Genomic DNA, 12249 nt, shown 5'->3' with positions numbered 1-12249 from the left:
TGACAGGTGCCGTCACCAATGCGGCGGCCGCACATTCGCCGCCGGCGCCTCGCCTCCCATCGCCTCGCGCTCGGCCTCGCGTTCGGCCAGAAGGCCCACGATGCGCGTCAGCCGGTCGATCTCGCGGCCCTGCCGCGTGACCACGTCGGACAGATCCTCCACCGCGCGGATCAGGTGGGCGGTTCTCTCTTCCAGCGCTTCGATCTTGTCCAAGTTCAACCCCTTCATTCAGGTCCAAATATCCCACGGGAGGTCCGGAGGGTGTGAAACCCTCCGGCGGCCGGCCAAGGGCGCGCCCGCAGTCCTTGAAGCGCTTCCCCGTCCACGGTATGGGAGCCTCAACCAACCAAAGGTTCCGCCATGGCAGTTGACAAACCCACCCGTCGCCCGCGTGCCGAAACGCCCAAGGGCTTTCGTGACTATTTCGGCGCGGAAGTCACCGAACGCAAGCAGATGCTCGACAAGGTGGCCGAGGTTTATCATCGCTATGGCTTTGATCCCCTCGAAACCAGTGCCGTGGAAACGGTCGAGGCGCTGGGCAAGTTCCTGCCCGATGTCGACCGGCCCAACGAAGGCGTCTTTGGCTGGCAGGATGAGGATGCCGATTGGTTGGCCCTGCGCTATGACCTGACGGCGCCTTTGGCGCGGGTGGCGGCGCAGTTCCGCAACGACCTGCCCTCGCCCTATCGCCGCTATGCGATGGGTCCGGTCTGGCGCAATGAAAAGCCCGGTCCGGGGCGCTTCCGCCAGTTCTATCAGTGCGACGCCGATACGGTGGGCGCGCCCTCGGTGGCGGCCGATGCCGAGATTTGCGCCATGCTGTCGGATGCCCTTGAAACCGTGGGCATTCCGCGCGGCGACTATGTGGTGAAGGTCAACAATCGCAAGGTTCTGAACGGCGTAATGGAAGTGGCGGGCGTGCTGGACCCGTCCGACCCCGAGCGTTTCGCAAACGAACGCGGCATCGTCCTGCGCGCCATCGACAAGATGGACCGGCTTGGCGATGCGGGCGTGCGCGCCCTGCTGGGCGAGGGGCGCAAGGACGACAGCGGCGATTTCACCAAGGGCGCGGGCCTGTCGGCGGAACAGGCCGAGGTTGTCATGGGCTTTACCTCGGCCAAGCGCGACACCGGCATTGCCACGGTGGCACGGCTGCGGGATCTGGTCGGCACCTCGGTGATGGGCGCCGAAGGGGTGGCGGAGCTGGAGACGATTGCCGAACTGCTTGACCGGCAAGGCTATGGTGCCGACCGCATCGTGCTGGACCCGGGCGTGGTGCGCGGTTTGGGCTACTACACTGGCCCCGTCTATGAAGCCGAACTGACCTTCGAAATCCTCGATGAAAAAGGCCGCAAGCGGTCGTTCGGCTCGGTCGCGGGCGGCGGGCGCTATGACGATCTGGTCAAGCGCTTCACCGGCCAAGCGGTTCCGGCAACGGGCGTGTCGATCGGGGTGGACCGGCTTCTGGCCGCCCTGCGCGCCAAGGGGCGGACCTCGGGCGAAAGTGCGGGGCCGGTGGTGGTCACCGTGATGGACCGCGACCGGATGGCCGATTACATGTCGATGGTGGGCGATCTGCGGCAGGCGGGCATCCGGGCCGAGGTTTACCTCGGCAACCCCAAGAACTTCGGCAACCAGTTGAAGTATGCCGACAAACGCGCCTCTCCCATCGCGGTCATCCAGGGCGGCAACGAGGCGGAGAAGGGCGTGGTCATCCTGAAGGACCTGATCCTTGGCGCCCAGATTGCCCAGAACGCCACGCTGGAGGAATGGAAGGACCGCCCCGCGCAGGTCGAGGTGCCGCGTGCCGATCTGGTGGCGGCGGTGCGGCGGATGCTGCAGCCGTGACGGTAAAGGCGGGCACCCCGAAGGCGGCGATCCGGTCCGAGGCCGAGCGGCTGTTTGCCGCCTTTCAGGCCGCCGGTGCGGTGCCGGTCGATGCCGATATCCTGCTGCCCGCCGAAACGCTGCTGGACCTGTACGGCGAAGATATCCGCGCCCGGGCCTACGTCACCACCGACCCCTTGCAGGGCGAGATGATGCTGCGCCCCGACTTCACCGTGCCGGTGGTGCAGGCCCATATGTCGCACGGTGCCGAACCCGCACGCTATTGCTACATGGGCGAGGTTTTCCGCAAGCAGGATCACCTTGGCAACCGGGCGAGCGAGACCTTGCAGGTTGGCTTCGAAGTCTTCGACCGCCACGCCCCCGAAGCGGCCGATGCCGAGGTCTTCGCGCTGTTCCGCGATGCCCTTGCGGGTCTGCCGGTGCGGGCGGTGACGGGCGACATCGGCATCCTGATGGCCGCCGTGCGCGGCCTTGCCACGACCGAACGGCGCAAGGCGGCGCTTCTGCGCCATATCTGGCGGCCGGTGCGGTTTCGCGCCCTGCTTGACCGCTTTTCCGGCCGCGCGCCGATGCCTGCCGCGCGGGCGGCCTTGCTGGACCGTCTGGCCAAGGGCTCTCCGGCGGATCTGATCGCGGCGGCGGGGCCCCTGATTGGCCTGCGCGAGGCCGATGAAATCGGCGCGCGGGCCGAGGCCCTGCTGGAAGACGCCAAGGCGCAGCCCATCTCGGCGCTGGAGGCGGCGATGCTTTATGACCTGCTGCAATTGCAGGCGCCCGCCGGGGCCGCGCTCAACCACCTGCGCGGGATTTCGGCGCATCTGCCGGCGATCGTGCCCGCCGTGCAGCGCTTTGCCACCCGACTTGAGGCTTTGGCCGCACATGGCGTCGATGTCCAGACTCTGGCCTTCGAGGCCAGCCATGGCCGGACGGCGATGGAATATTACGACGGCTTCGTCTTCAGCTTCGTGGACGGCGAGGATGTCGTCGCCTCGGGCGGGCGCTATGACGCGCTGACGGCGGTGCTGGGGCAGGGCCGATCGATCCCGGCGGTGGGCGGCATCATCCGGCCCCATCTGGTCGCCGCAGGGAAGGGGGCCGCATGATGGTCAAGATCGGGGTGCCCTCCAAGGGGCGGCTGATGGAGAAGACCTTCGAATGGTTCGGGCTGCGCGGGCTGCGCATGGCCAAGACCGGCAACGACCGCGAATATGCCGGGGTTGTCGAGGGGGTTGCGGGCGTTGAACTGGTGATGCTTTCGGCCGGAGAGATCCCGCGGGAACTTGCCGCGGGCCGGATTGATCTGGGCGTCACCGGCACCGATCTGGTGCGCGACAAGCTGGCGGACTGGGACCGGCAGGTGTCGGAAGTGGCGGCGCTGGGCTTTGGCCATGCCGATCTGATCATCGCTGTGCCGTCCTGCTGGATCGACGTCGATACGCTGGACGATCTGGATGCCGCGGCGGCAGCCTTCCGCGCACGTCACGGCTTCCGGCTGCGGATCGCCACCAAGTATCACCGGTTGGTGCGCGATTACCTGACGGCGCAGGGGGTGGCGGATTACCAGCTGGTCGACAGTCAGGGCGCCACCGAAGGCACCGTCAAGAACCTGACAGCCGAAGCCATTGCCGACATCACCTCCAGTGGTGAAACGCTGCGGGCCAACCACCTGAAAATCCTCAGCAATGCGGTGATCCTGCAAAGCCAGGCCATGCTGTACCGCTCAGCCCAGGCTTCCGACCCCGCGGTTTCGGCCCTGTTGGACAGGATCGGTCTGCTGTCTTGACCGCCGGGGGCCCCCCCAGCCAGAACGCCACGGGCTATCTGTGAACCGTTGACATCGGGCGTCAGCCCCGCCGGCTGGCCAAGGCGACGCCCGTCGCCGCCAGGGCCATGCCGACCCAGCCAAGCGGCGGCATCACCTCGCCCAGCATCGGCCAGGCGAACAGGGCCGAAAGCGGTGGCACAAGGTAGAACAGGGCAGAGACGCGGCTGACCGCTCCGGCCCGGATCATGGCCAGCAGCAGGGTCATGGCCAGAAGCGAGTTGCCAAGCACCAGATAGACCATCACCCAGACGAATTGCGCATCCCACCGGATGTCCAGCGTTTCCGTGGCCAGCGCCATCGGCAGGGTGAAAGCGGCGCCCACCGCATACTGGATCAGGTTGGCCACGACCGGGTGGTGGCTGACGCCGAAGCGCTTTTCATAAAGCGTGCCGCCCGTGATGCCCAGCAAAGCCAGAACCGTGCAGCCCAGACCGAAGGGATTTTCCACCGCGACGTTGGAGCGGGCCAGGATCACCACCGCCGCCCCGGCCAGCCCCAGCGCCAGCCCGATCCAGCCCTTGCCGCTGACCCGCTCGCCCACCAGCCAAGGGGCTGTCAGGGCAACAAGGATGGGTTGCAGGCAGACGATGATCGACACCGCCCCTGCCGAAACCCCGGACTTGAAGGCAACATAGCACAGGCCGAAGTAGACGACCTGAATAAGAAACCCCACCACGGCCACATCCCCCACCGCGCGCCAGCTTTTCGGCAAGGGTGGACGGATCACCAGCGCAACCGGGATCAGCACGAAAAGCACCAGCACATAGCGCAGCGCCAGCAGGGTCAGCGGCTGCGCGTGCTGCAGGCCCAGCTTGGCCACACCAAAGCCGGCAGACCACAGCAGCAGGAAGATCACGGGGGCCGCAAGCAGCCAGACAGGGCGTTTCATGCCGCCTGTCTGCCAGCCCGCAGCGTCATGGGCAAGTCAGCGCAGCCCGATTTCCGCCAGCGCCAGCGCCAGCGCCGGGGGCAGGGTGTCATCCAGCGCCCGCCCCTTGGGCAGATCGCGCGGGCTTTCCGCCGGGTCCAGATAGCGCCAGCCCTGAAACGGCCGGCGCGCAGCCGGCTCGGTGCGGATCACCTCAAGGTCCAGAACCAGCGCGCAGCGTTCAATCCCGTCCGACCCCTGCCGCGCCTCCAGCCCGACAAGCCGCTGGCGGGCCAGAATCTGCCCCTTGATCACCCAATACAGCGAGCCACCGTCCAGCACCTCGGCCTCGCGCTTGGGCCACATGCGGGTGATGTGCTCCGCCGTTCCGGGCGTCCACAGGTGACTGTGTTGTGCCTGCCACTGGGTCAGGTCCTCGACGCTTTCGGCGCCGACGCAAAGCTTCAGGATGTTGAGTGCCATGCGCCCATCATAGCGTGGATGCCGGCAGCCTCAAGGGTCGAGGTGGCGAAGAATCCCGCGTTGCGGTGCTTGCCTGCCGCCCACCATGCGCGTATCTTGTGCCCTTCGCCGAACAATCCCCCATCTCTCGACAAAGGTCTGCCCCATGTCCCGTTTTGCCGCCCCCATTGCCGAACAAATCTGGGACATGAAATATCGCCTGAAAGAGGCGGATGGCACGCCGATTGATGGCTCGGTCGAGGATACCTGGCGGCGGATCGCCCGCGCCCTGGCCGTGGTGGAAAACGACCCGGCCCTTTGGGAAGCGCGATTCTATGCCGCGCTGGAGGGCTTCAAGTTCCTGCCCGCAGGCCGCATCACCGCAGGCGCGGGCACCGGCCGGGCGGTCACGCTGTTCAACTGCTTCGTCATGGGCACCATCCCCGACACGATGGCGGGCATCTTTGATGCCCTGAAAGAGGCCGCGCTGACCATGCAGCAGGGCGGCGGCATCGGCTATGACTTCTCAACCATCCGGCCGCGTGGCGCGGAAGTGAAGGGTGTGGCGGCGGATGCCTCCGGCCCGCTCAGCTTCATGGACGTCTGGGACGCCATGTGCCGCACGATCATGTCGGCAGGCTCTCGCCGGGGCGCCATGATGGCCACGATGCGCTGCGACCACCCCGATATCGAAGCCTTCATCGAGGCCAAGAAGGATGCCGCCCGTCTGCGGATGTTCAACCTGTCGGTGCTGATCACCGATCCCTTCATGGCCGCCGTCAAGGCGGATGGCCCGTGGGAACTGGTCTTCGGCGACAAGGTCTTCAAGACCCTGCCCGCGCGCGATCTGTGGAACAAGATCATGCGCAACACCTATGACTTTGCCGAACCCGGCGTCATCTTCATCGACCGCATCAACACGGCCAACAACCTTGGCTATGTCGAAAAGATCGCCGCCACCAACCCCTGCGGTGAACAGCCCCTGCCGCCCTACGGCGCCTGCCTGCTGGGCTCGATCAACCTGCCCACGCTGGTCTCGGGCGCGTTCAAGCCCGGTGCCGCACTCGACGTGACGGCGCTGGATGACCTCGTGCGCATGGCCGTGCGGATGATGGACAACACCGTCGACGCCTCCCGCTTCCCGCTGCCCCAGCAAGAGGCCGAGGCCCATGCCAAGCGCCGCATCGGCCTTGGCGTCACCGGGCTGGCCGATGCCCTGCTGATGGTCGGCCTGCGCTACGGCTCGCCCGAGGCTGCCACGCAGACCGAAGCCTGGATGCATGCGATTGCGCGCGCCGCCTATCTGGCCTCGGTCGACCTTGCGCAGGAAAAAGGCGCCTTCCCGCTGTTTGACGCCGATGCCTATCTTGCCACCGGCAACATGCAGGCGATGGACGCCGATGTGCGTGACCTGATCGCCACGCATGGCATCCGCAACGCCCTGCTGACCTCGGTCGCACCCACCGGCACGATCAGCCTGTACGCCGGCAACGTCTCCTCGGGCATCGAACCCGTCTTCGCCTATGCCTATACCCGCAAGGTCCTGCAAAAGGACGGCTCGCGTACGGAAGAAGAGGTCGTCGACTACGCCGTCCGCCTCTGGCGCGAAACCCACGGCGACGCCCCCCTGCCGGATTACTTCGTCAACGCCCAGACCCTGCCGCCCTTGGACCACGTCCGCATGCAGGCAGCGGCGCAGAAGTGGATCGACTCGTCCATCTCGAAAACCATCAACTGCCCCGAAGACATCAGCTTTGACGCGTTTCAGGAGGTCTACATGGCCGCCTGGGACCAAGGCTGCAAAGGCTGCACCACCTACCGCCCGAATGCCGTCACAGGCTCGGTGCTGACCGTCTCGGAAAGCTCCGACAAGGCCCCGGTCGCCACCCCGCAACCCACCAAAGAGGCCGAGGTCGTCTATCTGGCCGAACCCCTCAACCGCCCCGCGGCGCTGGAAGGCAACACCTACAAGGTCAAATGGCCGGGCAGCGAACACGCCATCTACATCACCGTCAATGACATCGTCATCGCCGGCCACCGCCGCCCGTTCGAGGTCTTCATCAACTCCAAGAACATGGAGCATTTCGCCTGGACCGTGGCGCTGACCCGGATGATCTCGGCGGTGTTCCGGCGGGGCGGCGATATTTCCTTCGTGGTCGAAGAGCTGAAAGCCGTCTTCGACCCGCGCGGCGGCGCCTGGATGGAAGGGCGCTACGTGCCATCCATCCTCGCGGCCATCGGCGGCGTGATCGAACGCCACCTGATCGCCATCGGCTTCATCGAAGGCGAGGGCCTTGGCCTGAAATCCGATCCCCACGCCGAGGTGATGGTGGTAGGCCCCGCCCCGCGCGGCCCGGCCTGCCCAAGCTGCGGCAGCTATGCCCTGCAGATGAAGGAAGGCTGCATGACCTGCAACGACTGCGGCCATTCCAAATGCGGCTGACCCGGGCATGAAACCCGGCCCGGATGCCAATCCCGCATTCAGCGCCTGGAAGGCCGAAAAGGCCATCCTGACGCTGATCGACGAAGCGCAGGCGCTGGCCGACAAACTGGCCACCGTCAAACCGCACATTCTGGACAGTTACGCTGCCCATGCCCAGCTTTGGGCGGCGACTTGTCTGGCCGAGGGGCAGGATCTTCATGCTCTGGCCGACTGGCCACCGGCCGCCGTGACGCGTTTTGTGCGGGCGACGCAGACCAAGGTCGCCGCCCTGCGCAAACAGCGGCTTTACGCCAGCAGCGACGGTCTGGTCCTCTGGCTTCACACGGCCCGCGCCCTCACGGAACCCCGCATCCTGCCCGCCGCCCGCGACCTCTGGCAGCGGTTGGCCGAAGCCGGACCCAATGCCACCTCGATGGCCGCCGACCTGCTGCAAGACGCGGGCCTGCCGCCCGGCCCGGGCCCCCGCGTCCCGAAAGGCTTTGACGCCGAAGACTGAGCCGCCGCCTCCCCCGAAGACACGCCTCGGGTGCAGATGGCCGCAGCCGCGCGGCTGACCCTACTTGGTCGATCCCGCCAGCAGGCCCGAGATCAGATAGCGGTTCAGAAAGATCACCAGCAGGCAGGGCACCACGATGGCAATCGACCCGCCCGCCATGATCAGCCCGTAATCGACGAAATTCTTGCCGGCGAATTCCGGGATCAGCACGGTCAGCGGCTTGGCATTCTTCGGCGAAAAGATCAGCGGCACCACATATTGGCCCCAGGCCCCCAGAAAGGTCAGGATCGCCGTTGCCGTCAGCCCCGGCGCGGAAATCGGCGCCACGATGGAAAACAGGATGCGCAGATGCCCCGCGCCATCCATCCGCGCCGCCTCCTCCAAGGACCGGGGCAGGGCGTCCAGCACCCCCTTCATCAGCCACAGCGACAAGGGCAGGAAGGCTGACACATAGATCAGCGTCACCCCCAGATAGCTGTCGATCTGCCCCGTGGCGACCATCAGCCGAAACAGCGGGATGATCACCGCATAACCCGGAATGGCCAGCGTCGCCACCACGGCATAAAACAGCGCATCGCGGCCCCAGAACTCCAGCCGGGCAAAGGCATAGGCCGCCAGCAGCGAAAACAGCACGCACAGCACCGTCGCCGCGGCCGAGGTCACGATGCTGTTGAACAGCGCCAGCCGGAAATTCTGCGCCACATCGACCCCGCCGAAATGGCCATCCAACACGCCGATCAGCCGCAGATAATGCTCAAACGTCGGCATCTGCGGGAACAGATGCAGGGGCTTGTCGCTGAACTCCACCGTGGGCGTGATGCTGGAGGCCAGCGTCCAGTAAATCGGCGCCAAGGACCAGATCAGCAGCACCGCCACCCCGACCCAGACCGCCCCCCGCAAAACCCAAGGCGTGCGCGTCATTCCAGCCTCGTCGTGCGCTGAAGGCGCAGCACATAGCCCAAGGACACCAGCAGCGAAATCAGCGTGACCATCAACGACAGCGCCATCCCGTAAGAGAAGTTGAATTTCTTGAATGCTTCCAGATAGATCTGGATCAGGATCGGTCGGGTCTCCACACTGTTGTGCGCCAGCACGATCGCCTCGTCGAACAGGTTGAAGGCCGACACCGTCGCATTGGTCATCGCCACCGCAATCGCACTGCGCGTCAGCGGCAGCGTGATCATCCGGAACATGGCCGACCGCGAGGCCCCGTCCATCCGCGCCGCCTCGTACAGCTCCGCCGGGATCGACTGCATCGCCGCCAGCACGATCACGATGGTCAGCGGCATCATCCGCCAGACATGCACCACCGTGATGGCCAGCATGGCGCTGGTGGTGTCGTTGAACCAAAGATGCGCGTCAAAATCAAAGCCCGCCCGCACCAGCAGCGCATTCAGCAGCCCCGGGCCGGGCGAATAGATCCACTGCCAGACCACGCCGCTGACCACACCGGGCAAGGCCCAGGGCAGCACCACCGCCGCCAGAACCCAGCGCCGTCCGCGATCCAGCTGGTTGATCAGCGCCGCCGCCAGAATGCCGAACACCGTCTCGGCCAGCACCGCCATCACCACATATTCCAGCGTGTTCAGCCACGACCGCCCGACCTCGGCATCGCTGAACATCCGCGTATAGTTCTTCAACCCCACAAACGGCGTGCCCGGCTGCATCGGGTTGACGCGGTGCAAACTGTCCCACGCCGTGCTGGCCAAAGGATAGAACACCAGCCCGCCCATCGTCAGCACGATGGGCAGCACCAGCAAAAACGCCGTCACCGCATCGGCCCGTGCGCCGATGCGGTAACTGTGTCGCGTCCCCTGCGTGGACGCTGTGCTCACTGGTTCTCAGCGGTCTGCACGGCATCTGCGATCCGCTTGACCGCCTCATCCACCGTGATTTCCCCCTTGGCGACCGAGTTGATCGAGGTGTTCACCGCCAGCGAGAATTGCGGATACCAGGTCGGCGCACCCGCCGGGAACAACGGCTCCACCGTCGGGGCCTGCGCCACCAGGGCCGCCCCGCTGATCAGCTTGCCCGCGTCCTGCAACTGCGCCAGCGCAGAGGTCCGGGTCGGCAAGACGCCGTTGGAATAATTGTGCACCTGGAAGTCTTTCGAGGTCATCCACTTGATGAACACCTTGGCCGCATCCGGATGCTCGGCGTTCTTGGGAATGCCCAAGCCCTCCAGCAGACCAAAGCTGCGCGTCGTGCCGCTGACCGTCGCCACCGGAATGGCCTCCACCTGACCGGCCACCGCCGATTGCTTGGGATCGCTGTATTGCCCCAACCGCCCCGGCTCGCCCGAAATCATGATCGAGGTCAGACCCTTGGCGAACATCGTGTCGTTGATGTCGCTGTCCTTCAACCCGGTCGAGGCCGGATCAACCAGACCATCCTTCAGCAGTTGCACTTCAAACGCCATCGCCTTGTAGCCCGCCGAATCCGGGCTGGTGAAGGCCGGCTTCATGTCCTTGTCGAACAGATCGCCGCCAAACGCCTTGGTCAGCAAATACCACGAGGTCGAGGCCCCCTCGGTCGCCGACAGCGGCAGGCCGATGGGATATTGCACGATGCCCTTGGCCTTGATCGCCTTGGCATCGGCCACCAGCGCGTCCAGCGTTGCAGGCGTGTCGGTGATGCCCGCATCGGTGAATTGCTTGCGGTTGATCAGCATCACCCGGAAGTCGTTCGTGTAGGGGATCGCCAGCACCTGCCCGTTGATGTTGAACAGGGACGCGCCCTTGATATCGGTCAGCGTATCGGCATCAACCGTATCGTTCAGCGGCGTATACCAGCCCGCGGCCGCAAATTGCCCGGTCCAGGACCAGTCGAACTCGGTCACATCGGCCGGGGCCGTGCCCGCCAGCAGCGCGGTGGAAACCTTCACCGACACGTCATCCCAGGATGCCGTCTGCAGATCCAGCTTGATGCCGGTATCCTTCTCGAAATCCGCCGCCATGTTGGCATCTTGCGGCGAGGGCAGCAGGACCGAGATCGTCTGCCCGGCGAAGGGCTTGTCCTCGGCCCGCACCGCGCTGGCGGTGCACAGAAGAAGGGCAGCTACGGCAAGGGAAAAGTCCGTTCGGCGCAGATACATGTCGTCCTCCATGTCGGAATGCGATGGGTTTCGCGTGGTCTTGGCACAGGCCGGACGAACGCCGTCAGGCCCGTGCATCAGGCCCAGCGTAGGACTGGAAATTCTGACATTCTTGCCGGATTAGGCCCAATCATTCCGGTTTTTCAGTGCTTCGCGCCGGTCAGGTCAGGCGCGCAACCGGCGGCGGTAATCCTTGGGCGTGCAGCCGACCCGGCGGTGAAACGCATCGTAAAACCGGCTCAGCGAACCATGCCCGCTTTCGAACGCCACCTCGATGATCGCCATGTCGGTATTGGCCAGCAGCCACAGCGCATGGCTGATCCGGCGCTGGCGCAGATATTGCGCAATCGACTGGCCCAGCACCTTCTGGAAGATCGCCGTGGCATTGGTCGGATGCAGGCCGCCCACCTTGGCCACGTCCGACACGTCGATCGGCTTGGCGAAATCCTCGTTGATGTAGCTGGTCATCTGCTGCACCCGCGCCACCACCCGCCGCTCGGTCGCGGCCTTGGTGTTGCGGCGCGGCTCCGCCTCGATCCCCGCCGCCATGTCGGCCCGCACATGGTTGACCGACAGCCGCCGCAAGCGCAGCCGCACCTCGTCGCGCATGATCTCGGCCAGATGGTCGCTGGCACCGTCCCAATCGCGCGCCCACCGCGCCACCAAAAGCAGATCCGCCGGGTCCGGCTCGGGCGTGGTCAGGATCGCGCCCGACATCAGGTCATTCTTGAAATCGGCGGAAATCACCAAGGCCAACAGATCGGCAAACGGCAGATAGATGCACACCAGTTCGGTCTGCGCATCGGCCACCGTCACCTGATGCGGCACCGCCGCCCAGAAGCAATACAGCGCCCCCGCATGCAGCTTCACCTGCGCCCCGTTGATCTGATAGGTCATCGACCCGCGGATCAGCAGGTTCAACTCCACATGGTCATGCCAATGCGCCTCGGGCATCGGCGCCACCAGATGGGTTTCGGTCAAAAACTCGTCAGGCTGCAGGAACCGGTTCCCGGTCTGGCTGGGGTCCAGAAACTGCAAGGCTCGGTTAGAGGACATAGACCACGCCGCTGGCAGAGTTGCGCTGGGATTCCGGAAGAACTTGTCGCAATATAGCAAGAACATTCCGGTTTCCAATGGCACAAACGGCAAGCCTGTGCTGTCCGGCGTCAAAGGAGCTGCCCATGACCCCTGTCCCCACACCCGCCGGAACCGC

12 protein-coding genes are annotated in these 12249 nt (G+C 65.4%); 5 read left to right on the top strand and 7 right to left on the bottom strand.

Annotation, left to right across the window (positions count from 1 at the left end):
* Positions 1-12 precede the first annotated feature (12 nt).
* A complete protein-coding gene (locus tag AC1Y2B_RS12805; protein WP_482253486.1) occupies positions 13-213 on the bottom strand; it encodes a SlyX family protein in 201 nt (66 codons plus the stop codon).
* A gap of 147 nt (positions 214-360) precedes the next feature.
* Here AC1Y2B_RS12805 and hisS point away from each other — a divergent pair, with 147 nt between their 5' ends.
* The 3 genes from hisS to hisG are packed head-to-tail and all read left to right on the top strand — an operon-like array spanning position 361 to position 3631.
* The gene (hisS, locus tag AC1Y2B_RS12800) at positions 361-1848 is read left to right on the top strand and encodes a histidine--tRNA ligase (RefSeq protein ID WP_482253485.1); all 1488 of its coding nucleotides are present in this window, start codon (positions 361-363) and stop codon (positions 1846-1848) included.
* On the top strand, positions 1845-2951 hold the full coding sequence (locus tag AC1Y2B_RS12795) for an ATP phosphoribosyltransferase regulatory subunit (protein ID WP_482253484.1): 1107 nt from the start codon (positions 1845-1847) through the stop codon (positions 2949-2951). Before hisS ends, AC1Y2B_RS12795 begins: the two co-directional genes overlap by 4 nt.
* Complete coding sequence (hisG, locus tag AC1Y2B_RS12790) at positions 2948-3631, top strand: ATP phosphoribosyltransferase (protein ID WP_482253483.1); 684 nt, start codon at positions 2948-2950, stop codon at positions 3629-3631. Before AC1Y2B_RS12795 ends, hisG begins: the two co-directional genes overlap by 4 nt.
* 61 nt (positions 3632-3692) lie before the next feature.
* On the opposite strand, the gene AC1Y2B_RS12785 is transcribed toward hisG, so the two are convergent.
* Positions 3693-4562, bottom strand: a complete 870-nt coding sequence (locus AC1Y2B_RS12785) for a DMT family transporter (RefSeq protein WP_482253482.1) — start codon at positions 4560-4562, stop codon at positions 3693-3695.
* 36 nt (positions 4563-4598) lie between these two features.
* Positions 4599-5024: a DUF1489 family protein gene (locus tag AC1Y2B_RS12780; protein ID WP_482253481.1), complete on the bottom strand. Its 426-nt coding sequence runs from the start codon at positions 5022-5024 to the stop codon at positions 4599-4601.
* A gap of 145 nt (positions 5025-5169) precedes the next feature.
* On the opposite strand from AC1Y2B_RS12780, the gene AC1Y2B_RS12775 reads away from it, so the two are divergent.
* Both AC1Y2B_RS12775 and AC1Y2B_RS12770 read left to right on the top strand, forming a co-directional pair.
* Positions 5170-7446 (top strand): adenosylcobalamin-dependent ribonucleoside-diphosphate reductase, encoded by a 2277-nt coding sequence (locus AC1Y2B_RS12775; protein WP_482253480.1) that lies wholly within the window; start codon positions 5170-5172, stop codon positions 7444-7446.
* A gap of 7 nt (positions 7447-7453) precedes the next feature.
* Complete coding sequence (locus AC1Y2B_RS12770; protein WP_482253479.1) at positions 7454-7942, top strand: hypothetical protein; 489 nt, start codon at positions 7454-7456, stop codon at positions 7940-7942.
* A 60-nt stretch (positions 7943-8002) separates the two neighbouring features.
* Here the strand turns inward: AC1Y2B_RS12770 and AC1Y2B_RS12765 are convergent, their stop codons facing one another.
* From AC1Y2B_RS12765 to AC1Y2B_RS12750, 4 genes are all read right to left on the bottom strand, one after another.
* On the bottom strand, positions 8003-8863 hold the full coding sequence (locus AC1Y2B_RS12765) for a carbohydrate ABC transporter permease (protein ID WP_482253478.1): 861 nt from the start codon (positions 8861-8863) through the stop codon (positions 8003-8005).
* Entirely contained in the window at positions 8860-9777 is a 918-nt protein-coding gene (locus AC1Y2B_RS12760; RefSeq protein WP_482253477.1) for a carbohydrate ABC transporter permease, read from the bottom strand. The genes AC1Y2B_RS12765 and AC1Y2B_RS12760 overlap by 4 nt, the downstream gene beginning before the upstream one ends.
* Positions 9774-11036 (bottom strand): ABC transporter substrate-binding protein, encoded by a 1263-nt coding sequence (locus AC1Y2B_RS12755; protein ID WP_482253476.1) that lies wholly within the window; start codon positions 11034-11036, stop codon positions 9774-9776. Before AC1Y2B_RS12755 ends, AC1Y2B_RS12760 begins: the two co-directional genes overlap by 4 nt.
* A gap of 165 nt (positions 11037-11201) precedes the next feature.
* The gene (locus AC1Y2B_RS12750) at positions 11202-12092 is read right to left on the bottom strand and encodes a helix-turn-helix domain-containing protein (RefSeq protein WP_482253475.1); all 891 of its coding nucleotides are present in this window, start codon (positions 12090-12092) and stop codon (positions 11202-11204) included.
* Positions 12093-12249: the final 157 nt, after the last annotated feature.

The sequence above is a fragment of the Stagnihabitans sp. genome (genome assembly GCF_964946895.1).
The sequence above is the reverse complement of the archived record's forward strand: the minus strand, read 5'-3'. Positions and strand labels throughout refer to the sequence as shown.

Coding starts and splice junctions, on each gene's coding strand:
- hisS (WP_482253485.1), top strand. CDS start 361: ATGGCAGTTGACAAACCCACCCGTCGCCCGCGTGCCGAAACGCCCAAG.
- hisG (WP_482253483.1), top strand. CDS start 2,948: ATGATGGTCAAGATCGGGGTGCCCTCCAAGGGGCGGCTGATGGAGAAG.
- AC1Y2B_RS12785 (WP_482253482.1), bottom strand. CDS start 4,562: ATGAAACGCCCTGTCTGGCTGCTTGCGGCCCCCGTGATCTTCCTGCTG.
- AC1Y2B_RS12780 (WP_482253481.1), bottom strand. CDS start 5,024: ATGGCACTCAACATCCTGAAGCTTTGCGTCGGCGCCGAAAGCGTCGAG.
- AC1Y2B_RS12775 (WP_482253480.1), top strand. CDS start 5,170: ATGTCCCGTTTTGCCGCCCCCATTGCCGAACAAATCTGGGACATGAAA.
- AC1Y2B_RS12770 (WP_482253479.1), top strand. CDS start 7,454: ATGAAACCCGGCCCGGATGCCAATCCCGCATTCAGCGCCTGGAAGGCC.
- AC1Y2B_RS12765 (WP_482253478.1), bottom strand. CDS start 8,863: ATGACGCGCACGCCTTGGGTTTTGCGGGGGGCGGTCTGGGTCGGGGTG.
- AC1Y2B_RS12755 (WP_482253476.1), bottom strand. CDS start 11,036: ATGTATCTGCGCCGAACGGACTTTTCCCTTGCCGTAGCTGCCCTTCTT.
- AC1Y2B_RS12750 (WP_482253475.1), bottom strand. CDS start 12,092: ATGTCCTCTAACCGAGCCTTGCAGTTTCTGGACCCCAGCCAGACCGGG.